The organism is Litoribacter ruber, from assembly GCF_018500185.1.
Classification (GTDB): domain Bacteria; phylum Bacteroidota; class Bacteroidia; order Cytophagales; family Cyclobacteriaceae; genus Litoribacter; species Litoribacter ruber.
This window is the reverse complement of sequence record NZ_JAHBGI010000015.1, coordinates 1-26,476: the sequence shown is the minus strand read 5'-3', so window position 1 is coordinate 26,476 and position 26,476 is coordinate 1. Positions and strand designations below refer to the sequence as shown.

The 26,476-nt window shown below is 42.3% G+C and carries 22 protein-coding genes; 10 read left to right on the top strand and 12 right to left on the bottom strand.

The features are described 5' to 3' along the window. Window positions 1-374 precede the first annotated feature (374 nt). Window positions 375-1,493: an MraY family glycosyltransferase gene (locus KIH41_RS16320; RefSeq protein WP_214163062.1), complete on the top strand. Its 1,119-nt coding sequence runs from the start codon at window positions 375-377 to the stop codon at window positions 1,491-1,493. 927 nt (window positions 1,494-2,420) lie between these two features. Beyond that, a complete protein-coding gene (locus tag KIH41_RS16315) occupies window positions 2,421-5,120 on the top strand; it encodes a thiopeptide-type bacteriocin biosynthesis protein (protein WP_214163061.1) in 2,700 nt (899 codons plus the stop codon). A 356-nt stretch (window positions 5,121-5,476) separates the two neighbouring features. Here KIH41_RS16315 and KIH41_RS16310 read toward each other — a convergent pair whose 3' ends face one another. The 8 genes from KIH41_RS16310 to KIH41_RS16275 form a co-directional block, all read right to left on the bottom strand. After that, window positions 5,477-6,208, bottom strand: a complete 732-nt coding sequence (locus tag KIH41_RS16310) for a LytR/AlgR family response regulator transcription factor (RefSeq protein ID WP_214163060.1) — start codon at window positions 6,206-6,208, stop codon at window positions 5,477-5,479. After that, window positions 6,201-7,271 carry a histidine kinase gene (locus KIH41_RS16305; RefSeq protein ID WP_214163059.1) on the bottom strand — a complete coding sequence of 357 codons (1,071 nt, stop codon included), beginning with the start codon at window positions 7,269-7,271 and terminating at the stop codon, window positions 6,201-6,203. The genes KIH41_RS16310 and KIH41_RS16305 overlap by 8 nt, the downstream gene beginning before the upstream one ends. A gap of 334 nt (window positions 7,272-7,605) precedes the next feature. Next, entirely contained in the window at window positions 7,606-7,818 is a 213-nt protein-coding gene (locus KIH41_RS16300; protein WP_214163077.1) for a hypothetical protein, read from the bottom strand. Window positions 7,819-8,063: 245 nt separating this feature from the next. Next, on the bottom strand, window positions 8,064-8,276 hold the full coding sequence (locus KIH41_RS16295; RefSeq protein WP_214163058.1) for a hypothetical protein: 213 nt from the start codon (window positions 8,274-8,276) through the stop codon (window positions 8,064-8,066). A gap of 482 nt (window positions 8,277-8,758) precedes the next feature. Beyond that, on the bottom strand, window positions 8,759-8,989 hold the full coding sequence (locus tag KIH41_RS16290) for a hypothetical protein (RefSeq protein ID WP_213946563.1): 231 nt from the start codon (window positions 8,987-8,989) through the stop codon (window positions 8,759-8,761). Further along, a complete protein-coding gene (locus KIH41_RS16285; RefSeq protein WP_214163057.1) occupies window positions 8,977-9,423 on the bottom strand; it encodes a DUF5675 family protein in 447 nt (148 codons plus the stop codon). The genes KIH41_RS16290 and KIH41_RS16285 overlap by 13 nt, the downstream gene beginning before the upstream one ends. Next, window positions 9,423-10,172, bottom strand: a complete 750-nt coding sequence (locus tag KIH41_RS16280) for a hypothetical protein (RefSeq protein ID WP_214163056.1) — start codon at window positions 10,170-10,172, stop codon at window positions 9,423-9,425. Before KIH41_RS16280 ends, KIH41_RS16285 begins: the two co-directional genes overlap by 1 nt. A gap of 455 nt (window positions 10,173-10,627) precedes the next feature. Then, window positions 10,628-11,257 carry a cyclic nucleotide-binding domain-containing protein gene (locus KIH41_RS16275; protein WP_214163055.1) on the bottom strand — a complete coding sequence of 210 codons (630 nt, stop codon included), beginning with the start codon at window positions 11,255-11,257 and terminating at the stop codon, window positions 10,628-10,630. A gap of 290 nt (window positions 11,258-11,547) precedes the next feature. Between KIH41_RS16275 and KIH41_RS16270 the strand changes: the two genes are divergently transcribed. Then, entirely contained in the window at window positions 11,548-11,982 is a 435-nt protein-coding gene (locus tag KIH41_RS16270) for a MauE/DoxX family redox-associated membrane protein (RefSeq protein WP_214163054.1), read from the top strand. Between the two features lie 260 nt (window positions 11,983-12,242). Beyond that, the gene (locus tag KIH41_RS16265; protein WP_214163053.1) at window positions 12,243-12,494 is read left to right on the top strand and encodes a DUF6520 family protein; all 252 of its coding nucleotides are present in this window, start codon (window positions 12,243-12,245) and stop codon (window positions 12,492-12,494) included. 268 nt (window positions 12,495-12,762) lie between these two features. Here KIH41_RS16265 and KIH41_RS16260 read toward each other — a convergent pair whose 3' ends face one another. From KIH41_RS16260 to KIH41_RS16245, 4 genes are all read right to left on the bottom strand, one after another. After that, a complete protein-coding gene (locus KIH41_RS16260) occupies window positions 12,763-14,109 on the bottom strand; it encodes a RagB/SusD family nutrient uptake outer membrane protein (protein ID WP_214163052.1) in 1,347 nt (448 codons plus the stop codon). A 200-nt stretch (window positions 14,110-14,309) separates the two neighbouring features. Further along, window positions 14,310-17,534, bottom strand: a complete 3,225-nt coding sequence (locus tag KIH41_RS16255; RefSeq protein WP_214163051.1) for a SusC/RagA family TonB-linked outer membrane protein — start codon at window positions 17,532-17,534, stop codon at window positions 14,310-14,312. A 99-nt stretch (window positions 17,535-17,633) separates the two neighbouring features. Next, the gene (locus KIH41_RS16250) at window positions 17,634-19,226 is read right to left on the bottom strand and encodes a thioredoxin family protein (protein ID WP_214163050.1); all 1,593 of its coding nucleotides are present in this window, start codon (window positions 19,224-19,226) and stop codon (window positions 17,634-17,636) included. Window positions 19,227-20,058: 832 nt separating this feature from the next. Continuing rightward, entirely contained in the window at window positions 20,059-20,328 is a 270-nt protein-coding gene (locus tag KIH41_RS16245) for a hypothetical protein (RefSeq protein WP_214163049.1), read from the bottom strand. A gap of 707 nt (window positions 20,329-21,035) precedes the next feature. Between KIH41_RS16245 and KIH41_RS16240 the strand changes: the two genes are divergently transcribed. From KIH41_RS16240 to KIH41_RS16215, 6 genes are all read left to right on the top strand, one after another. Further along, window positions 21,036-21,311, top strand: coding sequence for a helix-turn-helix domain-containing protein (locus KIH41_RS16240; protein WP_214163048.1), 276 nt, complete (start codon window positions 21,036-21,038; stop codon window positions 21,309-21,311). Window positions 21,312-21,352: 41 nt separating this feature from the next. After that, window positions 21,353-21,553, top strand: a complete 201-nt coding sequence (locus tag KIH41_RS16235; protein WP_214163047.1) for a helix-turn-helix transcriptional regulator — start codon at window positions 21,353-21,355, stop codon at window positions 21,551-21,553. Between the two features lie 27 nt (window positions 21,554-21,580). Further along, entirely contained in the window at window positions 21,581-21,811 is a 231-nt protein-coding gene (locus KIH41_RS16230; RefSeq protein WP_214163046.1) for a helix-turn-helix domain-containing protein, read from the top strand. Between the two features lie 100 nt (window positions 21,812-21,911). Then, complete coding sequence (locus KIH41_RS16225) at window positions 21,912-22,148, top strand: hypothetical protein (protein ID WP_214163045.1); 237 nt, start codon at window positions 21,912-21,914, stop codon at window positions 22,146-22,148. A gap of 302 nt (window positions 22,149-22,450) precedes the next feature. Continuing rightward, on the top strand, window positions 22,451-23,443 hold the full coding sequence (locus KIH41_RS16220) for an AAA family ATPase (RefSeq protein WP_214163044.1): 993 nt from the start codon (window positions 22,451-22,453) through the stop codon (window positions 23,441-23,443). Window positions 23,444-23,447: 4 nt separating this feature from the next. Continuing rightward, on the top strand, window positions 23,448-25,904 hold the full coding sequence (locus KIH41_RS16215) for a S8 family peptidase (protein WP_214163043.1): 2,457 nt from the start codon (window positions 23,448-23,450) through the stop codon (window positions 25,902-25,904). Window positions 25,905-26,476 lie beyond the last annotated feature (572 nt).

Genomic DNA, 26,476 nt, shown 5'->3' with positions numbered 1-26,476 from the left:
TGCGAATCGCCTTCAGAAAAAAGTTCTGAAGGCGATTTGTATTTTACAGGGTTTACGTGTTTAATTTTTTAGATTAATTTGGGCTTGGTTTTAAGGATTCGGTTTGTGCCACCTGTTTTGGGTTAAATAGTGCTATTTAAAAGGATTGCCTTTACTCGCATGTAAATTCTATTGACCGCTCGGTTTTAAAGGTTAAATTTCAAAATGCTAATATAGAGTATCTACCAATAGATCAATACTTTAAAGACACTTAAAGGTTCATGAAAAACTACCATAAACGAGGTATTGCAGATAGGTTTTTATTGTTAGATCTTTACGAATTCTCATAGACCTGGCCATCCAAAACAGGCTAAAATTTACTATCTTTCATTATTATGCTTAGTGCTTTACCTTTTTTCATTCAGGTTGGTTTGTTCCTGGTTGTGCCGATGCTGATCACTTACTATATGATCCCCAAAATTGTTTGGGTGGCAAGGGAGAAGGAGTTGGTGGTGAAGCCGGATCATAGGACATCGCACCACATCATTACACCGTCTTTTGGGGGGGTAGCTTTTTTTATCTGCTTTGTTATCTGCTACTCTTTTTTGAAAAGCTTTTTTCCTACAGCCCCAAGTACCTTTGTTATCCCGGCTGTTACGTTATTGTTTGTAGTTGGACTTAAGGATGATCTGATGGCCTCTTCTGCAAGGGCCAAATTTATTGGGCAACTGATAGCTGTCAGCATGGTTATGATGAGTCCTGATTTTTATCAACTGAATCTGCATGGCTTTATTGGGATATATGCAATCCCTCCTTACATATCCATTCCTTTAATTTTCTTTTTTATGGTTGGGTTTATAAATGCATTCAACCTGATTGATGGGGTTGACGGTCTTGCGGCTTTTTTGGGGATTGTAATGCTTGGAGCTCTTGCCTTTCTATTCAATCAGGCTGGTAATTACTTCTATGTATTGACCTGCATGATGCTCATAGGAATGCTGTTGGCCTACATCCGCTTTAATTTTTCTAAATCTCTTTCAAAAAAGATCTTTATGGGGGATACCGGCTCCTTGGTAATTGGATTTCTGTTGGCATTTCTTTCCCTAAAGGCTCTAACTTTGGAATGTAGGGGAATGAATTTGCCATGTTATAACTTGCCTCCTTTTTTAATATTGATTTTGGCTGTTCCTATTTTTGATACCTTGAGGGTGATGGTTGTAAGATATTTTCAAGGGAAAAATATCCTTTTGGCAGATAGGAACCACATACACCATATATTGATAGACCTTGGTTATACACATTTAAAAACTAGTCTGGTTCTTTCCTGCGCTAGTGCGGTTCTGATCTTCATTGGTTATCAGCTCTCTTTTTATCTCAATTGGCCGGCTATGATGATCTTTCTGCTGGGCATATCCTTAATAATGGCGGTCCTATTCCATAATCTCAAGCGAAAAGTCAAGCCTATGAAACTGAAAAGGAAAAAGCTGGATATTTTAATGAGAATGTTTTTTTAGGAAGCTTCGTATAAATTTTTTGCTTTTCATTACTGCCCCATTCAACCGTCCCAAAACGACGCTCGTGACTTATGCTTGGCGCTTATCGGACATATGGAATCCGTTTATGTATTGCGCACTGTGCCCTGAGCGCTGAGAGGGGATTCGCGGGTGATGTAGGATGTAGTGTCAGCCTCAAGAGTGGATTCCTGCCTTCTTCCTTCATGCCCTTCAGAGCAGCAAGGATTGGTCACGTTCTCAGCTCTGTGCACTGAGCGCTGAGAGGGGATTCGGCAATTCATGTGGTGTTCACTTCAATGCTGCAATCCTGTCATCTTCCCGTTACCCACTTTCATCCCGCGCAGTGCCCAGTGCTCCGCGCGCAGTGCATGCCCGGAAGCCCTGAGCGCTGAGAGGGGATTCGGCAATTCATGTGGTGTTCACTTCAATGCTGCACTCCTGTCATCTTCCCGTTACCCACTTTCATCCCGCGCAGTGCCCAGTGCTCCGCGCGCAGTGCATGCCCGGAAGCCCTGTGCGCTGAGCTCTGAGAGGGGGGGCGGGTGATGTAGTGTCAGTCAGCCTCAAGAGTGGATTCCTGCCTTCTTTCTTCATGCCATTCAGAGCAGCTTGGATTGTTCACGTTCTCAGCGCTGTGCCCAGTGCTCCGTGCACAGTGCACGTCCGAGATCTCGCCCCAATCTACTCGACCAACAAAGAACTGCCCCGTGAAATTTGCCTGGTGCTTCTCGGGTTATCCTTTTATATACTGTGCTACGTAGTAGATAATAGATTCTGAATTAGGGATGAGGGCTAGAATCACGAAAGTCCATATGTTGTCAACCAACGGATAAATCATGTCAGGTAAGGGGAGAATGGTGTGGGGGTATTGATGGGAGGGTGAGAAATATATAGAATTGGGTATGTTTCATTTTAACCCCAATTGTTATGGATTTTGTGTACCGATTGCCTAGCCTGGCTTTTGACCCGAGTGAGAAAACAGAAGTGCAGGCGAATTACCCAAAGTTGTTGAAGTTAATCCACTTATCCTCTCCTGATTTCTATGCCAGGATTAAAGATGTTCCCTATGAGAAACTTAGCAGCAAGGAATTATTGACTCTTCATAAATATCTTCTTCGAGGGCGGTATAGGCCTGTCCCATTTGGTCTTTGGGCCGGGGTGGGGCTGGGGAGCTTTGGAGAAGTATCTGCATTTAGTGAAGTGAAGACTAACTTTGTTATTTCCCATAATGAGGAAATTCTTCTAAACAATAAAATAAATGCTCTTTCCAAAGAGAGGTTGTATAAAGGAAAGTACTCAATTAATTCCAGCGCCTCCCTAGTGGGAAATCATGTCTACTTTTGGTCTAAGGATAGAAAAACCTATAAGTGGAAGGAAAACAGGTTGGATAGTAATCCCGTATTCCAAAAGGTCGTTCAGTACCTTCACCAACATGCTTATTTAGATTTTCAGGAGTTTAAGAAGTGGTTTGCCAATGTGCCCCTCAGAATAATTCGCCAATTATGGAAAAGTGTAATTGCATCCAAACTTATTATCCTTAAGCAGAGGTCTACCTCCAAAAGTAAATCATTTGTTAATGATGATTTCATAAACGTGGATGTCAAGCAACATTTGGATGAGGGCAATATGGTAGATCTTCATCTTTCCCACCAACTTAACCAATCTTATACTGTTCAGCAAAGTTTATTAATGCTCAATGATGAAATAGGTAATTTATTATACACGCCTAAATCACTTTATATAGAAAGCTTTAAGCAGGCGTTTTATCAAGAACATGATGATCGCTTTGTAACTCTTTCAGAGGTGATTAAACCATTTACTGAATTGAGTGCCCACTTTAAATCCAAGAAGTGGCATTATCAACAAGAAGTAAAGCCTAAGGGTTTTGCACATCTTTCTGCCTTCATAAAAACGGCGAAACCAGGAGCTAAGATGGACCTAAGTAAGAAATTGAAAAAGAAGAGCCTGGACATTGCACCAGAAACTACCGTTCTATATCGACTTGGCCCTCATGATACGCTAGTGTTAGATAATGTCACCTGTGGAAGGACTTTGGCATTGGGTGGAAGATTTACTTTAGATAATGACAAGTTTCAATTTTACAAAGATATTGCAAACACTTCTCTTTCAGATAGCTCAGTTATCTATGCTGATGTTAAATTTGACGAGTCTCCCCTCGTAAATAGATTAGCCACCCACATCAACTGTTTTCAGTACTCCATTCATGTGACTGAAAACGAGTTTGGCCAAAATTCTATACCGCTCCATTCAATTTATATAGGGGTAAGCAAAGGAAGAGTTGTTCTTTATTGCAAGGAAATGAAAAAAGAAATTATCCCAGTAATACAACATGCTGTCGATCCCCGACATATCTCACATCCATTAGGTCGATTAATGTGGGAAATTGCCAATCAGGACAGGGCTCGGCTGGTGACGGATATTTACAAACCTACTGTAAATACTCCTTATCTGCCCCAGCTCAACTGGAAAAATTTAATTCTCCGACCAGCCTCGTGGTTGATACAGGAAAGGGATACTTTAAGTCATAAAACATTTTTGGATGTAATGAAGAAGTATAATATGCCGGAAAAGATTCTAATTGGAGATGGAGATCAGGAGTTATTAATAGACACAGGGTGTAGAAAATCAATGGAAATCCTTTACCAAGAGGTCAGAAAAAAGGGAAGCCTGATTGTAAGGGATTGTCAATGGATCCACAATGAATCTTTTCTGAATCGTAATGGTCAGGCTTTATTTCCGCAATTTAGTATCAGTCTTCCTCAACAGAATTTCAATTATAGTAGCGTAAAGTTGTTTTTTAACCCCAAAGGAAAGCCGGACCCAGACTGGCTTTCCTTTAAAATTCGAATGCTTCCGGATGATGTGATATTTTTTCTTCAAGACACTTGGCTTGATCTTATTGAGAAGGATGAGGATTCGAATAGAATTAGTAAATGGTATTACTTGGCCTTTGAGGATGATTGCTATCATATCAAGTTAAGGATTAAGGTTGGCAAAGAGGCAAAAAATGATTGCTCTCAGCAGTTTTTACATTTGTTAAGCAAACTGCCAATGGTGAAGTCAGTCGAATTGCAGGATTATTATCCCGAGCCAATAAAGTATGGTCATGGAACAAGGCATATCTCGGAAAGCATTTTCTTTTTAGAATCCCAATATGCGGCTGGGATAGGTGATAGGGCCAGTATGTTTAATTGTAATTATGAGGAATTGTTTACGCTATTTGTGGAGCTGGGAAGTGAATTGATTACAAAGAGTGGACAGGCGCTGGAATGGAAAAGGCGCTACCAAAGTGAGGTAATTGGAAAACACGGTAAACTTGATAGGGTGCAGCAGTCTGAATTTTACAGAGATTTTGTAGCTGATAAAAAAATGCCTGCAAGATTTGAAACTTTTACGATTCATTATCTGAAGCTGATTCAGCAACATGAATATTGGGATCAAGAAGAGAAAGTGTTTACGTTGATTGAAAACCATATTCATATGTTTATCAATAGAATATTCCCGGAGAATCCCCAGGCAGTTGAACATTTAATATGGAGTGGGATTTTCAAGAAAGTAAATGAGTTTATTAATATACCTGTGGTAGCTGGTTATTTGGAGGATTAATGATGTAGGTTAACTTGCTAGTAGGGGCTCTCTGTAATGGGGAGCCTTTTTTACTTCTACGCGGTGGAAATGGGCCACAAAGCCTCTTCGCGGAATCCATAGGGACACAGAGTCTCGCGGAGTTTTAAATGAGTTTCACAGAGGCTCCTTCGCGGATTAAATGGGTCACAAAGGGCACGAAGTTAAATAATAAGTCGCACACTTGTCCGAGGAGCTTTTCGCGGATCGGGAAAGGCTTCTTCGCGGATGCAGATTGTCACTATGGGCACGAAGCTTTTTGTGAAAGGAAATAGGGGGAGGGAATAGGATTAGTGCGAAGTCGGAGACATTCGCACAACTGTAGAGGGGGGAAGGGGTTATAGGATTTTGGGTTTGAGGGTTTTGAGGAAGGGGGTTTTGTATTTTCTGCTTATGGGGATTTCTTGGCCGTTTTTTAAAGTGAGAAGGTTGGGTTTTATGGATTCAATGTTGGATGTGTTTATTAGGTAGGAGTTGTGAACTCTAATGATGTCATAATTTTTTAGGCGATCTTCTAAATTGGCCAATGAGCCTGGAATACTGTACTTAGACTTTTCTGTGTATAGCTCATTAAAATCTTGACCGGCATGGATGCAATGAATATCCTGGACCCTTATTTTTATCAGTTTTCCGCTATGGGATAAATATATTGCATCATCAGAAGGGAGTGGAGTTCTAGTATTGCGATTGCCCGTATTGTCAGTAATCCGTCTAACGGCTTTTCTCAAGGCGATTTCCAAGCGATCTGGCATTATAGGCTTTTCCAAGAAATCAACGGGTTCGGTTGGAATGATCTCTTTTGCCTTTACTTCCGTGCCACTGATAAAAATAATTGGGCATTTTGTAGCCAAAACAATTGCGGCTAATTCTGAACCGGAATATTTTGGCATCCGAACATCCAGAATCCCAATATCGATGACCCCTGAATTCATACCTAAAATAAATTCCTCTGGATTAGTGGTTGCCAATTTTAGTTTGAACCCTTCCATATCGGACACAAGCATTTTAACCAAATCCAATACATGCTGTTCGTCATCAATTATTGCCACATTATATTTGAATTCAGTCATAAAGTAGTTCTATTTTTAGATTAAAAACATTGTCATTTACGCGTTTTTCAAATGTAAAATTATCTCCATAATCATGTTTGAGTATTTCCAATAAAAAATGGTCACCTATCCCGTGGGAAGTGACATCAGGTTTGTCCACAATTTCATTTCGGATTAATATCGAAAGGATTTTTTTACCACAAGTAAAATGACTTGAAATTTGGATTAAGGCCGGGAATTCTGGGTTATTGACTACCCCGTATTTAAATACATTCTCTACCAGCCCAGTGATCATAAGCTTTGGGATATAACAGTCAGACAATAGGATATAATCAACTGTATTATTAAACTCAAGGTTTAGAGTGTCTTTGAATCTGCTTTGTTGAAATTTCAAGAAGGTTTCCAGGTGGTTGATTTCTGTTTTGATAAGCTGTGGTCCCTCATGGTAGAAAATGTATTTTAGCATTTGTGATAATCGTCCCATAGCATAAAATACTTCTTTGGAATGGGGGTATATGTCTGTGCAGAGGGAATTAAAGACATTACCTACAAAATGTGGGTTTAAGGCGAGTTCCTGTGATTTTCTTTCTACCCCATTCACTACTTTTTTCCAGTAACTTTCCTGAGCGCGAAGATTAGCCATTGCTTTTATCATATTGCTATAGAATGCCATGCCCAGCCCCAAACTTGAGAATAAAAAAAAGCGCCACGTCTCATGAACCCAAAGCTCTAGTAGAGAATAATTTGTGACACCGCTCCAGTGGGTAAAGAGGTACTTTGAAATGTACATTCCCATCAGGAGAAAGGTAAAAGAAATTAGGTGATCCAAATTCTTATCCTTCTGCAAGTAGATAAAAGCACCGCCTATCCCGCTTATATAAAATAAAATTATTACGAAAATTAGATTTATCAGGATGTAATTTACTTCAAAAGGATTTGCAATAAATTGCATTGAAAACTCTCCAAAGAATATTTTTACGCTCCAGCCAATTAAGTGAAAGTACCATTTTTTTACAATCAACTGATTAATAATGTCAGATAAGGGTATAATCTTGTTGTCTAAATTTTCTGCATTGTTTTCCATTGGCATACCTGGTAATTTGAAAAAAAAACACATTATGATACAGCTAAAAGATTTAGAAACCTTTTCTGCCATAAGAGTAGAAAGAACATGCAGGACATTTCCTATGACTATGCCTTCTTCAAAATTCCATCAAAGTTTATTTTGGAGTATTTTTCAAGAATGCACGACAACTACAGTTACCGGGTAAAAGTAAGGATTAGTTCCAAAAAGAAATCAATAACCATGTAAATCCACAGGATGGGTCATTGACTATGCTGAGAACCGGATAAAGATCCGGATTGGGCTAGCGCCCAAACAACCAAAAGTGCAGGGCTAGGATCCTGCACTTTTTTGTTTAATCAGCAATAACCTCGTAAAGATATTCCAATACTTTTTGCGCAGGGATGCCGTGAAAGCCTACATATTCCTCAATGGTCACTAAGTGACTTTTAGGTTTGTTGTAGAATACTTTAATCTCTCTAAGCACCTTATATGCATAACTTCGGCTTCTGCCAGTCATGGTCATAATATCCTGAGCATAAACTACAGCTCTTCTCCTGTTGGCCACGATTGAATATCTTGTCAGTACATAGTAGTTCGATAAGAAAATGTGAAGTAAGTTTCTTTCATAAGGTTAAATTTTATATTTAGTTACAAGTACAATATAACACTAAATGATTAAATTCAAAATAAATTTATTTGTTTGTCCGCAATAATGCCAGATGCCTTTTTTCCTTTGATTGACAGGAGGGAAGACCGAAGACCGAAGACCGAAGACCGAAGACGGAAGACGGAACATGTCCATTGAATTGATCACTTATCTTCTTTAGCTACTTGGCTCACAGCGGTAATTATAGTCCCTGCTGTGAGGATATAACCTCCGAGATTGACAATGGCTAATGGTATGGCTACTGGAGCACTCATGAGAGCAGTGCCTACCGCTATTAGTATGAGTCCTCCTTTTTGCAATTTTTTGAAAAATGGAGGAGTTGGGGATTCGATTCTATTTTTGATTTCTTTGTACATGGGTTGGATGTTTGGATGACGGATGTCGGATGACCGATGTCCGATGATGACTGAATGTAGTATATGTTTCGTGCGAAGTCGGAGACGTTCGCACAACGAGACCGATGTCCGATGTCCGATGATGACTGAATGTAGTATCTGTTTCGTGCGAAGTCGGAGACGTTCGCACAACGAGACCGATGTCCGATGTCCGATGATGACTGACTGTAGTATATGTTTCGTGCGAAGTCGGAGACGTTCGCACAACGAGACCGATGTCCGATGTCCGATGATGACTGAATGTAGTATATGTTTCGTGCGAAGTCGGAGACGTTCGCACAACGAGACCGAAGTCCGATGTCCGATGATGACTGAATGTAGTATCTGTTTCGTGCGAAGTCGGAGACGTTCGCACAACGAGACCGATGTCCGATGTCCGATGATGACTGACTGTAGTATATGTTTCGTGCGAAGTCGGAGACGTTCGCACAACCGGCAACTAGTTATGAGGGGGGATGTCGGATTCTTTCGGTCATCTTGAGGCGGTCGTCGGCTAGCCATTCTTTGATGATTTGCTGTTCTGTTTTTAATACAATGCATAGGTCGCGCAATTCCCTTTGCTCTACCCGCATGAGCCTAATGTCCAAGATCATCAGGTGCAGGAAATAGGAAAGGGTAGAAAGGAGGAGTGTAACCACCCCTCCAATCATCATAGACATATTTAATCCATCCATGATCGTTCGTATTGCACGAGGTTAAGAGCAGCATCTGGATAGCTCCGTATCTCCAGAATTACCTCCTCACCACCATCGATCACTGAATAGATCATTTCCTTTAACTTTTCAAAGGCATGTCTAGATTGCAGCCCTATTCCCTCACCTTTCAGTTTGGTTACAGGAGCTATACACCCTTTGAGCTCCTTTCCAGCATTATTAGCAGAATGGATCAGGATCAGGCTACGGCCAGGGACGTCTTTCAACGCTATATGCCACCCATGCCGCTCTGAAAACCTTTTTTCCAATACGTACACGCCTTCTGGAATACATGAAAATTCTTTCTCATTCCGTTTCCAAGGCAGCTCAATGGTATGACAGAGTTTGAAATCCTCAATAGTCATAGTGCCATTGGTACCGCCGGGCCAATACTCCCTTTCTAAATGGATCTTCATTAGGCAGTTTGGGTTAGGATCATTTTAGCGGCATTATGAGCACCGTTGTTCAGGGTGTAAAGTTTATCGTTGACTTCCTGAAGGAATTCGATACCCAATGCATAAAATTGATGGTTGCCTAAATCGAGAACTTTTGAAACCTCGACATTGAAGGCCGGCAGCTCATCGTTATCAAGCGGAAATGCGTCTGAAATCTGCATTTCTGTTCTGGACTCGCCCTGCTCGAAATCAACACCTACTCCTACCACAAAGAGTTTGAAGTGGGTAGAGCCTGAGGGGAAGGCCAGATATTTTCTTGGTACAAAGGCCTCAAACTGAATGTCCACCGAAGTATCTCCATTGTCAATGCTATAAGGACAATAGACTGTGGCTTCCATCATTGAATTGTTGCTGAATTGAAAGCCTTCAAACAGACTGATATCACCATTCTCAACTTTTCGCTCTCCTCTATTGGAGAAGCTATCGGTCTTCAGGACTTTGAGGGCCTGTGAATAGATTCTGTTGTGGGTTCGGATATCTCTGGCTCTGAGGGTAATTTCCCTAAAGGCATCTTTAAGGATTTTGCCTGCTCTGGCTGCCTGCGTGAATTCAGCGATGTTTTCCCGGGTCCGCTCAAACTGGGCATCGTTCATTATACGGTCTCTTGATACTCCGCCTTTTTGCCTGGCTTTATAGCCTGTTTTTGATTTGTAAAAAGTAACATCTCCGATGGTACCTTCCAATTTAATGAAACTCGATTGTCTTGCCATTTAGCTATGGTTTTATTTGTTTAACATGCCCAAATATTAGTCTAAATGGCTGATAATCAAACTGAAGGTGGAATCTATGGAATCTATGTATTCTGTGGAAAATATGGAATATGTGGATTATGGGAGGGGCTGGGGTCGCACTATCTCTGGGGATACCCCAGGGTTACCCCAGGGATGATGTGGGACTGATGGGGGGATGTTGGATGACCGATGTTGGATGACCGATGTCGGATGACCGGTGTCGGATGTTGGATGGCGGGTGTTGAGTCCGCGCCCGGCAGGAGATTACTTACGTAAGTAGAGACGTGGTTGTCCGTCCCGAGTTCCCTGCGGTCACCGGGACTGGGTTGTCATGGTTGTCATTGTTCTACCTAAGGTCAGTCACGGGCGGGGATGAGGCTGGATGATGTGGGGTGGTGCGAAGTCGGAGACATTCGCACAACGGAGGGGATGAGTTAAAAGCAGAGGGTGGAGTAGAGTTTGGGGGTGTGGGGTGGTAGGGGTGGTGTGGAGGAAAGTTGTTGGCGGTATCTTTTGAGGGAGCCATATTTGATGTGGAGCAATTCAGAAATTTCTTGGACAGATAGTACCTGCAATAAATTGGGGTATTGGTATAGGAAATATCTATATCGGTCTTTTTCCTCTATAGATAAAACCTCAATCCAAGAACGGTCAATTCTACGCATGTATTGATGGAGTTCGGAAAAAAAGCCTAAGTATATAGATTCAGCGGCAGTCAAAGCTTGGTACTGGCAGTAAGTCATTTGTCCATAAGTCATTTTTGTACGGCTTTCGATTGTTAATGGGGATCTTTCTCGTTTTTTGAATGAGGTAAAATCTTGGATGACTTCCCCAGGGCGATAAATTCTTTTCAGTTTATTATCCACATACACCGCTCCATATCCTTTGTATATAACCCTGATATAATCTTCTATATCGTTGCTATGTTTGATGATGGTTTTTGAGGCTACATGGGTAGTCTCAAAAGAACTTATTAGTGTTCCTCTATATTGGCTTGTAAGGCAGGCTACCTTATGACCGGCTTCGGTACTTAAGAATTCCAAAAAGTGATAGATTGATGTCATATGTTAGATGCTGGATGTCGGATGTGAGATGATGGATGAAAAATTTAAACGCAGAGACACAAAGAGAAATGTGTTGAGATGTTAAATGATTCATGGAACTAGTGCGAAGTCGGAGACATTCGCACAACCAACGACTATAAAAAGAACTGTGATTTTGGTGCCAGAATTGAGTGGGGGATTTATTTTGTCTCATTTGGTCCATAGTTGATTAGATTATATTATGATTGTTGTTCAACCTTCTCATTTACAGTATGTAGTGCTAATTTAGTCATAAATAAATGCAGAATGCTATGAGGAGGTATCAAATAATTTCCGAGGTTTTGGTCATGCTTTTATCAGGTATGTTTCTTTACACGGCAATAAGTAAGTTGCTGGATTTTGAGAAGACGCGGCTTGCTTTAGAAAACCAGGTTTTTCCTCTCTGGATGGCTGAGGGGTTGTTATATGGTTTGCCAATATTTGAGTTTGGAGCTGTGGTTTTATTGCTGATTCCCCAGCTTAGGTATATAGGGTTTTGGTTCAGTTTAGTTCTGATGACGGTTTTTACGGGGTATATTCTTGCTGTGATGATGGGGGTGTTTGACCGGGTACCGTGTAGTTGTGGGGGTGTGATTGATTCATTGAGTTGGGTTGAGCATTTGGGGTTTAATGTGGTGTTTATGGGTTTGGCGGGGGTTGGATTAATGCTGTCAGGTGGGGGATGTAGGATGACGGATGTCGGGTGACGGATGACGGATGTAGAGTATGCGCCCGCCCAGCAGGTGATTATTTGCATAATGAGTGGTGGATGTGGTAGTGCGAAGTCGGAGACGTTCGCACAACGGAGATAGAGAAAGAAAATTCAATACCTCTTCTGAAAGTGAGGGTCAGAAGCTCGCTGTTCCGGGTATTGGGTAGTAGTAGAGTAGGTTGGTGCATGGTGCATTGGCTAGTTTTATTTAACCCAACAGTAGGTAAGCTACTGTTACAACATTTAATAAAAATCATGAAAAAGCTAATTAAATCGCTTCCAGCTCTAGGATTGGCGTTGGCGGCATCGATGGCATTTGCGTTTAATATGCCACAGGAAAGACAGGGTGTCCTTAAGGGGCAATTGAGTAATGGTACTTGGGAAGAAATTCCCGAGGGAGTAAGTTACAACTGCACTACTATGTCAAATGTGTGTACGGCTGAGTTTGATGAGAATGATGATATAATTCTAGGTACTGAACGGCCTGGGGTTTATTCGAGGCCGTAGGATGGTGGATGACGGATGACGGATGACGGATGACGGATGACGGATGTCCGTTGACCGAAGTCGGATGTTGGGTGAGAATCTAACCGCAGAGGCACAAAGGACACAGAGAGAAATTTGTTGAGATTGTAGGATGTGGTTGGTTCGACGGCTTTTGGCTTGGGATTAGTGCGAAGTCGGAGACGTTCGCACAACGATGTCCGAAGTCGGATGTTGGAATGTGACAATTGGAAAAAAAAAAAAGGGCTCCTGATCAGGGCCCTTTTTGAATTTAGCGGGGGTTTTGGGGGATGCCGGATTGGGTGATTTCTATATCGGGAATGGGGAATGCGTATCGGTTGCTGCCGGGGGTTAGTTCGTGCATAACTCCTTCTCTTTCCCTAGTGATGACTATTCCCTGATTTTCAAGTGAGTTGAGCCTTTTAATGTCACCCCATCTCAACCCTCTCAATAATAACTGCTTTTCACGTTCTTCCAATACCCGAGATATCACATCTTTTTCCGCTTCTATCGGGGTGAATGAATCATCAAATCGTTTTTCTAACAGGCTGTTTAAATCTGCGATGGCGGCTGCTTCATCTCCCAACCAAGCGTAAGCTTCTGCCCGGTTCAAAATTACTTCGTCCACTGCTATTCCGCTGAATAGTGGCATTGTCCCGCTATAGCTTCCTACAAATTCTATTCGGTCCTCTCTCTGGTTAAAAAATAAATCTCTGCGCAGGTCTCCATCTGAATATTTTGCGTAAAAGCTCTCTGAAATTGTGGATCCCCAAAAGAGTTGATATAAGTAGGTAACCATTTCGCTATAGAAAATCGTTTCTTCATTGAATAATGAAAAAGGCATTCCCGTAGCTCCTTCATAATCCCTGTAATCCATCAAGGTGTTACCTAAAGCCAGGCATTGATTACTACTTTCAATTACCTGTGCGTAATTACCCATATATAGATGAACCCTTGAGAGCATACCAAAAGCAGCCCATTTGGATGGCCTGCTAGGGTAGGCTGCACGATCAAATAAGAGCGTGCTGGCTTCATTAAGGTCATTTACTATCAGATTGAAAGTGGAGGCAAGATCAGATCTGGAAATATCATTTGTAACCTCAGGTGCCGTTCGAAGAGGAAGACCTACAATTCCTTCAGCTCCCGTGGCTGGGTAGGGAAGAGCATATGTCCTAGCCAGTGTGAAATAGGCATAGGCTCTATAAAATAGAGCACTACCTTTTACATTTCGCCAATCAGCGCTTGCCTTTTCGCTTTCATTAAACCTCTCGAGTTCTTTCAAAACTATATTTGCGTAGAAGATCTGGGAGTATGCCAATCCCCATTCACCTGCCTCCATGCTTTCCAAAATGTCTTCACTCCAAAAATGGCTATTCACTTCTTCTACCAATACTTGGGGAAATAAACTTTCGGGTAAAGCGACATGGTCGGCTGCTAATTCAGGTAAACCGGCTTCTCTGTTCATCACTTGGTTGGTATTGTCCAACATAGCTTGGAGTTCGGATAGTTTGGTAGGGACAACCAGGGATCTGTCTGGTTTTTCGTCTAGGATATTCTGGCAGCTTAGTGTGGTTGCTGCAAAGATGGTTATATAGAGTATTTTAGATGTTATTTTCATGATTTTAACGTTTTTAATGGGTTGAATGTATTGAGCACTGGGCGTTGGGCGCTGAGCACGGAGCAGTGAGCGCTGGGCACGGAGCACTGAGCACTGGGCGCTGGGCACGAAGCACTGAGCGCTGCGTGGGATAGAGTAGCCCCTCCCGCCAGAACCGTGTAACTAAACCTTATGAAGAAAGTCGGCAGGAAGGGCATGTCTTAAATGTCTATTCTTAGTCCTAATGTCATGCTTCTCAGAGGGCGCATGGTCCTGAAGTCTGGATCCAAGGGGTCATCACTGGCTTTCCAAATCATTCCCAGATTATTGAGATAGCCGTAGATTTCAGCTCCTCTAAAGGGGAGTCGTGGAAATGTATTTCTATCCATGCGATAAGTAATATTCACATCCTGAAATCTGATATGATCACCACGCTCTACCAGGTCCGAACTGCTTCCATAGAAATTGTCCCGCTGTATATTTCTTGTAGCGGGTAGGGAAGGTACTGTAGTCACAAGTTCATCTCCAGGCTGCTGCCACCTGTCTGCAAAATCTCCATGTCCGACTCTTCCCAACAAGGGATCATCATATCTAATGGATGTTCTTCTATAGAAATAGCCCAGTCTGTAGCTGAGGTTCATGGAAACACTTAGCCCACCATATGAAAAGGTGTTTCTCAGTGCACCAAAATGTGTGGGTCTGCCTGGGCCATGATAGATTAAGTCGTCCAGCGTTGCTGTATTGATAATTGAGGCATAATTAGTGCTGATTTCTCCATCCAGAAATCCCCTAGGGTCACCGGTTTGAGGATCAAGTCCGGCAGATGGAAGGCTATATACGGCATACAGTGGCTTTCCTTGCCGTGGTGCGGGGATTTGGCCTGAAAGGTTTCCAATTCCTTGATTGAGGTAAACCTGTGGGGTGACCTCCGCTTCATATCCAATTACTTTTTCGTTTACATGAGAATGGAAGTAATCTATAGCCCAAGTGAAATTGCCCCTCACTGGTAGATAGCGGACGTTAAAATCAAATCCTTTGGTGGAAGTGGAGGCAAAATTTCCCCGGAATTGGGTAATTCCATTTGATGGAGCCACCGGTACTGCTCCTATGAGGTCTACCCCATCTTTGCCATAAGCTTCGAGGCTTCCGCTTAATCCTCCGTCAAAGGCGTCGAAGTCAAGTCCCAAGTTGAAGATTTTGATGCGTTCCCAGCGAAGGTCTGGGTTTGGGGGATTCATCAATGTCCCAACTCTTAGACCTGTGAGTTGGCTGGTGAGCTGAATAATGGAGGTGGTCAGTGCTGAAATGCTTTTATCGACATTTCCGTTTTCACCATATGTCATTCGCAATTTCAGGTAAGGTAGCCAGCTAGCCCCATAGAAGTCCTCTTCACTTATCAGCCAGGCACCTCCTATCGACCAAAGAGGGACAGCCCGCTGGTTAGCGTTGACACCAAATAGGTTGGAAGCATCGCGCCTTGCGCTACCCGAAAGGGTATATCTCCGGTCGTAGGTGTAGGAGGCATTTGCGTATTGGCTTATAAAGTGGTCGGCAGTACCCGATATGGTCCCGATGTAAGGGATTCTCAAGCGGCTGTTTTGGTTAATGAATTGAGGAAACAAAGTCATGTAGTCCACGGGGCTATTCATCCCTGTTTCTTCACTTACTCCATAATACCTGGTAGCGAATCCTGAAGTTCTGAGGGTTTTTACTTCAAAGCCACCAAGGGCAACCAAATCGTGTTTATCTCCCCAAGCTTTGGTATAATGAATTTGGGTTCTGACATTATGACTTTCCCCCGAAGTGTTGCCGGCGTTTAGGATTCCACCTACCGGAATCGGATAGCTGAGATTACCCAAATCATCCCGTTGAGTGTAGCGGTTGATCAGGTTACGGGCGAGGTAGCTGTTTTCTGAAAAATATTCGTCCCTGTTGGTACTGTTTTGCCAGTACTGGTACAAGGTTTCTACCTTAAGATCTGAGTTGATGTCATAGGAGAGATTGGTGTTAAGCCTGATGTCTTTTGCTTTTCTTCTATTGCTTATCTCATTGATTTCCTGAAGCGGTACTAAAGACCAGTCCAGCATCCCCAATTCCTGAGCATTGCGCTTAAATGGCTCTCTATAGTCTGATACTATGGGTAGGGGGTTGCCTGCTGGATCAACAAGCCTGCTGTAGGTATTGGGGATGGAGCCTGAATATCTTAGGCTTCCGAATCCATCATTTCCCGATTCCCTATCTGTTTCTGCGTAATAGACACCTGTGGAAAGGTTGAGTTTTCCTTTGAGCATGGATAAATCCTGCGTAGCACTGACGGTAAGCCTGTTCAGGTAATTGCCTACCAGTGACTCGGTATTGCGATCATTGCCTATTGACAGTGCATATCGCTGATTTTCCCCACCTCCTCTTACATTGGCCGAGTATTGCTGGCGGATTTCGGTTTGGTAAAGATGGTCCATATAATCCCTCCTGTTGTCGAAGGCCCTGAACTCATCCAGCCTTCTTGCTGCATCTGCCTCACTGATCAGTCCGTCCCTTCTTCCAATGAGCGTTTCCACTACTGGACTCAGGGGAGTTCTGTTGACGGAATTTTCTGCAGTGTTGTAAAAGCCCCTACCAAATAGCAATTCCTCCATATCCACAAAATCAGGCGAAGACATACGCTGTTGGTAAAAGAGGTCTGGTCGTTCTGCAGTGGTAACATTGGCGTTAATAGACACCTGTGGGCCTTTTTTGAAATTACCTCTTTTGGTGGTGATTACTATGACACCATTCCCTGCCCTTGCTCCCCAAATTGATCCGGCAGCAGCATCTCTAAGTACTGTGATTGATTCCACATCATTAGGGTTAATGTTTTCCAAGGGTCCGTCGTATGGAAAATTATCGATTACTATTAAGGGTTGGGTGTTGGCAAAGATGGTGCTTCGCCCCCGAATGCTGAGGACGTCTGAACTTTGGCCAGAACGGTTGAATATCAGACCGGGAGTGACATCTTCCAGTCTATCGATGAGGTTGGTGCTGATTCGGCGATTAACCAATTCGTTGTCCACTTGAACAAAAGAGCCTGTTGCCCGCTCTTTTGGTAGCTGCTGATATCCAGTGGACACGACATCGACTGCGTCCATGCTCAAGTCACTTTCCTGAAGTACGATATCTAACCTTTCCGCATAGGGCAGGCTTATCTCTAGGGAATATTCTTCATATCCGAGGAAGTTGACAATTAATATATAGTCGCCTGCTGCTGCTCTAAGGGTAAACTCTCCTTCGGCATCTGTAACGGCTCTGCGTTCGGATCCTTCAAGCGAGATATAAGCCCCTGGAAGGCCTTTTCCTTGAGAACCGGCCAGCACTCTTCCTCGCAGGAGGTGCTGATCTCCTTGGTTTTGTCCTTGGGCGACTAGGGCCCATGTCACTAAGAACAGTGACAGTAGTAGATGCTTTTTCATATTGATTTATTAATTATTGGGTTGCTGTTGATTATTGTACAAAGTACTATGTACCAGGTACTAAGTATTTCTAGTGTTAGACGCTTTGCTTTCAATTAGCTAATTTGGGAGGGCTTGGTCTATGACTTTGATAATTTGGATAGGGTCCCAGCCTATGCCTCGGGCTTTGATGATGCGGCCGTCGGGGCCGATGATCATTTGCCGGGGGAAGTCCTGAATACCATAGTGTAGGAAAAAGGGGTGCTTGTCACGGTCGGTGCCCGAATAGAGTTCGTCCCAATCCTCGGAACTGTATTTTCCGCTTTTCACACCGTTGTCCCAGGCTTCCTTGCTGGGGTCTATTGATATGGATAAAAGTGCGACTTTGGGGTGGTGGGCATATTTATCCTCTACCTGCTTGAGGATGTTTTGATAAAAGCTCGAACTTGCCGAGCACCCCGTAAACCAACTGTTGATCAGTACAAGTTTGCCTTCGTAATGAGCAATTTCAACCTGGCTTCCGGACCTATTCTCAAAATTGAATTCTGCCAATAGGGAACCCGGTTCAAATTTCATGATGTAATCATTTACTTGGCTTTTGAGCAGTGGATCCTGGATGGACTCTATTATTTTCGTTGTTTCTGCATCCGTAATGGTAGCCCCAGTATAATTCCTGAAAAGGTATTTGGCCAATAATTTATCTTTGATATCACCTTTATATAGTAGTGAGATTGCTTCGGCAACTGAGTGGTCATATAGATGGGCGTGAAACCTTGCCTTTTCGAAAAAATAATCCAATTGAAAGCTGCTTATAAAGATTGGAGAAATGGTGTCTTGCTGTCTTAGAATCTCTTCTTCAAATTCCCTCATGTCTGAGAGGAGGGTGTCTTGGTTTTCAGCATATCGTAATAGGGACTGCCAAAGCTGGTAGTGGCTCCACCACTCGCGGCTTAAGTAATCATCCCTTAGGATCTGCTTTCTAAAAGGGTCTACTGAAGAGGCTTCAATTGCTTCTGTGACATACTGGGGTAAACCTTTAAGAAGTTTATGGTTTTCTTCTTTTTGGTTTAGGAAGTATTCCTCCGTATCAATGAGCCACAGCTTTACTTTTCTGCCGAATCCCTTATCTTGAGCTTTTAAGAACTCCTGGTATTCTCCTTCTTGAGGGAACATATTGGTGTAATCGCGTGTGTGGACTACTGTTTCCCTATCAAAAAGCTCCCTGTCTTTTGCGATTTGTAGAGAAGCGTGGAGTTGGGCATAATCTCCTTGTGGGCCAGAGAATATCGTCCTTCCGAAGAGTTCATTGACTTGGATCTTCAGGCTATCGCCAGCCAAGACGGGGAGATGATCTAGGAAGGTGACATGTTCATTTCCTATTGTTAGGTAGCCATAGCTTTCAGCTGGGATATGCACTTCGAAATAGTAGCTATAGGGATTGCCTTTTTTTAGGCTTCCGGATTTGGCCTTTATTTTTTGGAAGTGCAATTGTGGGGAGTTGCTCACCAGATCAAGAGGTGTTTCCCAATATTTGATGGTAAAATGTTCAAAGGGCATTCTTGGCCTGATTTCGCCATATACCACCACCGGGGCCCCCTCCATTCGCTCGGAGGGGACTTTGGGATGATTGGCAACTTCTTGCCCAGCTAATATTTCGACTCTTCCCAATAGACATAGTAGTCCCAGGAAGAAAAAGATGGTTCTTTTTTTCATTGTATTGGTATTAGAGATGGAAATGCTCCTTCGCGGAAGGAAATGGGCCACCCGCCACGGCGGCCAGGCAAAGGGCACAAAGCTTCTTCGCGGAGAAACAATGGGCCACAAAGGGCTCTAAGGTTTAAAGAAGTAGCACAAAGGCTTCTTCGGGGGAAATAATGGGTCACAAAGGACACAAAGCTTCTTCGCGGAGAATCAAATGGCCACTAAGTCGCACTAAGTTTTAAAGAAGTCGCACGAAGCTTCTTCGCGGAATCCAATGGGACGCAGAGTTTCGCGGAGTTTTAAATGAGTTTCACAGAGGCTCCTTCGCGGAGTAAATAGGTCACAAAGGGCACTAAGTTTTAAAGAAGAAGCACAAAGCTCCTTCGCGGAGAATCAAATGGCCACTAAGGCGCACTAAGTTTTAAAGAAGTCGCACGAAGCTTCGTCGCGGAATCCAATGGGCCGCAGACTATCGCGGAGTTTTAAATGCGTTTCACAGAGGCTCCTTCGCGGAGTAAATAGGTCACAAAGGTCACTAAGTTTGAACGAAGAAGCACAAAGCTCCTTCGCGGAGAATCAAATGGCCACTAAGGCGCACTAAGTTTTAAAGAAGTCGCACGAAGGCTTCTTCGCGGAGATTCAAATGGCCACCCGCCACGGCGGCCAGGCTAAGTCCCACTAAGGCTTCTTCGCGGAGAATCAAATGGCCACTAAGTCGCACTAAGTATTAAAGAAGTCGCACGAAGGCTTCTTCGAGGCGATTCAAAAGGCCACCCGCCACGGCGGCCAGGCTAAGTCCCACTAAGGCTTCTTCGCGGAGTAGCAATGGGCCCAAGCTTGCCTGCTAAGGGCGAGGGTTTGGAGGTTTGTCGCTGAGTGGGCGGATGTGGAGCTCTACTTTAAGTTTGTTCTTTTCACCTTCCTCTTTGAGGATGACGCCGATGGCTTTGCAGAGGAGGACCGCTTCCTGTTGCTCTCTGGTCAGGGGCTTGGGTTTGGGGTCGGGGACGTAGGTGAAGCTTGGGCTTTCTTGCTTGCGGAATTCTTCCCCGAGCTGCCTGTCGCCAACGAGTAGCCAGATAATTCCGTCGAGTAGTTTTTTGATTGAGGTCATTTGTTTATGGGTTATTGTCCGCTATGCGGAGGGTTATGGTTTAAGGCTTAATTTTTAGGCATAAGTTTTCCATTAAGAATTGGTGCATTCTTTTTTTGATCAAATTCCGGATTGGTTTAAGGCTTATTTTCCCCGCTGGGGAAAGTTTATGGTTTAAAAACTCTGGTGCTCCCAGAATCCTAAACCATAAACGGCCGCTTTAGCGGGCTATAAACGGCGAAGCCAAATAACCGGTGCAGCGAAGCGGAGCCTCAATCCGGGGATTTGATCAGGTTTCTTTGTAATTGTTTAATGGATTGATGAAAGGAGACAGCGCAGCAGTTGAACGGGTTCATCATTGACCCGTAACGCAGAGGAGGATATGTGATATGTTGCTGTCCCATGGTACTCTATATATAATAGTGTCTTGAGAGATTGAGTACCAGGCATAAAAAGAGGCGTGGGACTCAGCTCAATCGAAACAAGGTACCTAGGAAGAACCCGTACACGAATAAGTGAGCCCACGCCAATGGCGTGAGCAACTTCACTCATTTTCTCGTGTACATTAGAAATTTCCTAGGTTTCTGTTTCGAGACAATAAGTGCGATGCTTCTATTTAAAGGATCGCAATACTAAGAAATATTTTCCTTATCCAATTAAAGGAAGAAATTTTGCTTAGTAATAACTAAGCGTAAATCTAATAAAGAATTTAGTAATTGCAAATAGTAATGGCAAAAAAATCTAAATTCGAATTAGCTGTAATCGAGCAGGTTAAGAGAGTTAGGGAATCTAAAGGGTTCTCTCAAGCGGATGTTGCCTCATTTTTAGAATGTGATAAGAGCTTTATTGGTCAAATAGAGAGCCCCAACTCTAACAGTAAATATAACTTGAATCATGTCAATCGATTAGCTTTTGAAATGAATTGCTCTCCACGAGATTTAATTCCTGAGACTGGTTTTTGGGAAGAGCTTTCAAAAAAGAAAAAATCTCCGAAAAATCCTTAACTGATAATATTAATGATATGTACCTCAAGTAAAAGTGGGATATGGATTACAATCGCATAAAGGAGGTTATTGTACTGCAAAAAAGTTCAAATAAGAAACTAGCTGAATATATGGGGGTTAAAGAGCCTACTGTTTCCAATTGGTGTACAAATACTAAGCAGCCTTCAATTCCGGATCTTTTTAAAATTGCGAGATTTTTAAATGTTGATGTAAGAGAGCTTTTGGTCTCGACTAAGGAATGAGCTATTTACCACTACCATGAGCAACGAATGGCATATAAGGACCAGAAATTTATTAATCAAGTCGGGAAGAAGGTTGCAGAAATAAGGAAATCGAAATCAATTTCTCAGGAACACCTTGTTGAGTTGACGGGATTTACTCTAAGCCAAATAGGGAGAATTGAAAGAGGTGAAATCAACACTAGTATAAGTCATCTCTCAAAAATTGCCTATGCATTAAAAGTTCATCCGAAAGAGTTGTTGGATTTTGATTTAAAATAATCCTGAATACTTTCCCTCCCTTTTTTTCAAAATGAGGTTATGGGTAGATGGAAATAATCCCATGTATTTGGGTAAGAAGAGAAAACATAATTCAAATTAAATGGACAAGAGACAGAAAGCCGAAAAGGAAATTAACTACCTTCATGATTTAATGGATAAGGTGGACAATCTTAAAATGGAGAATCATATAAATTGGAAAGAAAAGGCTGACGAATTGGCAAGTCAGACAAGGCTTTTTCAGATTGAATACTCACGTGACTCCGACATAAATATTAAGGACTTCGTTCAGCAAGCTTTAAACCTGGAAGTTAGAGTTCAAAAATTTAGAAAGGATTAATATAATTAGCTATATGCATACGGGATTGCTATCCCATCGGGGTACTTTTTTCTCACAAGTAGGTTTAGATGGCAAACTTTTCTTTGGAGGACGAGATCTATTAATAGTTTACTTCGCTTTTAAACTTTGATTAGCTTAAATTACCCTAATCAGGGTATTGTAGAGGAGGAAGAAATTAGCTAATCTTGAGTGAGATTTGGAATGCATTTCTCACATTTTTAAAAATCAGGGTTTACAGAGCATTTCAAAACACCGAACTTCCAGCCATATTACATTTGTTTCGGATATAAAGGACCAAAAAAATGAATCAAGCATTACTGACCCGCTTGTTTAAGTCAATTGAAGGAAATAAAGAAACTCCTTTGATGAAGATCGCTTTTAATATTGTTAATGAAGAGCGCAAGAAAGGTCATGTACATTTGGCTGATAAGCTGGAGCATATCCTCATTGACAACCTTGGCAAACAAAAGGAACAGGAACTAAGACCAATTCGTACTAACGAATTTAAGCTGCCTGTTGACCGGAGATATAGACTGCCACTAGCTTCTCATATTCCGCATGAACAGCTAAGGTACCACATGGTATTATCCCCGGAGGTGGAAAGCAAAGTTCAAAGAATTGAGAAAGAATTTTTGGCTCAGGATAGACTGGCCCATCATGGTCTGAAACCAAGGAAACGAATTTTATTCTATGGGTCTTCAGGTTGTGGGAAAAGTATGGCTGCAGAAAAGATTGCTTGGGACCTCGGATTGCCGTTTTACAAAGTCAGGTTTGATTCCATCATTTCTTCCTATCTAGGAGAGTCAGCGGCCAATCTCAACAAACTGTTTGAAAGCATTGAAGATTATCCTTGCGTACTTCTTCTGGATGAATTTGATATTATTGGAAAACAAAGAGACCTGAAATCAAATGACGTTGGAGAAATTCATAGAATTGTCAATATCCTTTTAGGTTTGTTGGAAGAATACAATGGTAAGGGACTTTTGATCGCAACCACCAATCTGGAAGGAAGTCTGGATAAAGCCCTCTTTAGAAGATTTGATGATTTCATTGAGTTTCCTAAACCTACTATCCCAGAAATAAAAAAGCTCCTGCAAAATTCTTTTTCATCCCTACATCTTCATACTGATGTAGACCTAAACGAATTTTCGCAGTTAATGGAAGGGCTTTCTTTTGCAATTGTAGAGAAGGTCGCTCATGATGCTGCAAAAAAATCAATCATTCATTCACACAAAAGTATCAGCTCGGAAGATATTAAGAACGCCTTAATGGAAAATCGTTTTTTAAATACTTAAGATAATGGAACAATTTCCGCATTTGAAATTTTTTCAGGTAGTTGAGGGAAAATCCAGAGGATTTGGAGGCGGAAGTGAAAGTGAGACAACTACACACATAAAATCCCATCGAAGGGAGCATGTCGAATTTTTAACCACAAGTATTGACTCAAACCGGAGAAAATGGCTTGAGGACTTTTCCCAAAGAGAAGGTCTGGCGCCTCTAGATCCTGATGTTCAGCCAATCCTCTTGGAAATCAATCCTAAGAAACTAAAGGAAACTGGTTTTAACCTTCTCAATTACAACATAGAGATCATTTCAGAAAATGATGATGGGTATGTTGTAGCCGCATCTTTGGATAATCTTTATGCTCTTGAAGAAAAAATCAATGGTTTTCTGGAAAAACAATACGGTACTGGAAACGTTGCAGAGTTTTGGAATATCATTGAAGGAAATAGAACAAGTTGGAAGCCTGAGCATATTTTATCAGAGACACTTTTTGAAGAGTGGAGTGAAATACAAGACAGTACCGATTATCACTTAGAGGTAGGAATTGCTTTTGATAGACCCACTCCCAAAGAGCCAGATATTTCTCAAAAAGGAGGAGTAGCCCGGCATCAAAAATACTGTGGGAATTTAGAAGAAAGAGACAATTTACTTTTGGAAAGACAATCTCATTTTGAGGAATTTATCTCTCACTATGGCATCATTGAAAGTTCTTATATAGAACTGGAGGACAGTTTCAGCTGTGAAATCGTAATTTCTGGCAAGGGACTGAAAGATCTGGTTATAAATTACCCTTTTGTATTTGAGGTCAACGAAAAGGATGAGATTGAAATCCATACAAGTGACCCCGGAACCTCTTTGGGAGAAAGTTTAGATATTCTTCCACCTGACGAGGACTCCCCTATTATAGGAGTTATTGATAGTGGGATCCAGGAAAATCATAGGCTATTGGAAGGTGCCATAAGAAGTTCCATTTCCTATATTCCCACTGATCCTTCCACTGCAGACTTTGTAAATCCCAATGGGCACGGGACCCGGGTTGCAGGGGCTATACTATATCCTACAGGCATTGCCGGATTAACTTCTCCATACACTTTGCCTACTTTTCTCCGTAATATTAGGGTTTTGGATAGCACCAATAGTCTCTCGCATCATTATCCTGCCTCTCTTCTTCAAAGAATTATTGAGGACGATGGAGACTGCCAATTATTTAATTTATCAATATCTTCAAAAGCAGTATTTAGAAAGAAGCATATGTCTTCATGGGCTTCAGCTATTGATGAATTGATTCACCATGAAGGGGTAAATTTTGTTCTTGTCACAGGTAACATATATCGGGATTCGATCAAACAATACCTTGCTGATGGGTTAGAATACCCTGTTTATTTAAGCCAACCTTTTTGCAGAATAGCAAACCCCGGGCAAAGTGCCTTTGCAATTACAGTAGGCAGTATTAATTCTGCTGAATTTGAGGATCAAGACTGGTTATCATTAGGCAGAGAAGGTGAGGTCTCACCTTTCTCTAGAATAGGACTTGGCATTTGGGACATGACAAAACCAGATGTTGTAGAATTTGGAGGAGGGCTTGTAGTATCCAAGAACTCTATTCGTCATATAAGTCAAAAAGAAGAATTATCCCCTGAGCTTCTGAGATCCACATTAAATGGTGGACCAGCAATTTCAAAAGATGAGGTCGGAACTTCATTTGCTGCTCCAAAAGTAACGCATATACTGGCACAGTTAAAAAAATTATACCCAAGTGAAAATCACAATTTACTTAGAGCGCTTTTGGTCCAAGGAGCTAGGTTACCGAGAGGTTATTTTCGAGAGCCTGACCTTGAACACATTAAATTTTTGGGATATGGTCTTCCTTCTCTGGAGAGGGTGACTAGAAATACAGAGCATCGGATTACTTTCTATAACACTTCTAAAATTAAGGCTGAACAAGCTCATGTATATAAAGTAGATATTCCAGAGATATTGAGAAAACCCGAGGACGATTTTGAAATCTTAATTGAAGTAACCTTAGCCTTCACATCGAAGGTTCGGCGTACAAGACAGCGGTTAAAATCCTATCTGGCAACTTGGCTTGATTGGGAAAGTTCAAAATTGGAAGAATCATATGATCAATATAAAAGTTACGTACTAAGAGAGATCGAAGGGACAAACACCGAATACGACAGTGATGCCCGAAGAAGATTAAACGGACTACCTTGGAAATTAGGTGGCCAAACTAATCATGGTGAAATTAAGGATTTGAGCAGGACGAATTCAACGGTTCAAAAAGACTGGGCCATTATCAAATCTTATGAATTACCGGAGGAATTATGCATCGCTGTAAAGGCTCACAAAAGCTGGGATAAAAACCAAGAAGAAGTGCCTTATGCAGTTACCTTCACAATTGAAGTCTTAGGAGCTAATATCCCAATATATGAGGTGATAAAAATTGAAAATGAAACAGTTATTGAAACCTAACAATTATAATTTCTCGGTCCCTGAGCGCGCATACTAAGCGAAGCGAAGGAAGATCGTGTCCTTTATTTATGTTCCAAGCACTGTGCACTGTGCACTGTGCGCTGAGAGGGGATTCCGCAATTGATGGGGTATTCACTTCAAGCGTACTATCCTGCCATCTTTCCATTACCTTCTTTCATCCCCCCAGTGCCCAGTGCTCAGCGCGCAGTGCATGACCGGGAGCTGGGTCCCTGAACGAAGCCGAAAGGGAGCCGAAGGGCCAGCGTATTTTTGATCCCCCAACCTTTCTCAGAATTTACATGGTGCGTCCCTCTGGGACTTACAGGGGGAAGTTGGCTGCAGACCGCCGGTTGTCACCGGCGGTTATTATATCGGCCGCTCCTAGCGGAGCTGAAAGTGGGTTGAAGGGTTGAGGTTACCTGTCGATAAATGGTTGAGCGGAACCGAAACCATCTGATTCTTTAACTATATAGTTCGATCCCTGAGCGGAGCCGCAGGGGGGATCGGGTATTTGTTCACGTTCCAAGCGCCGAGCACTGAGAGGGGATTCCGCAATTGATGTGGTATTTACT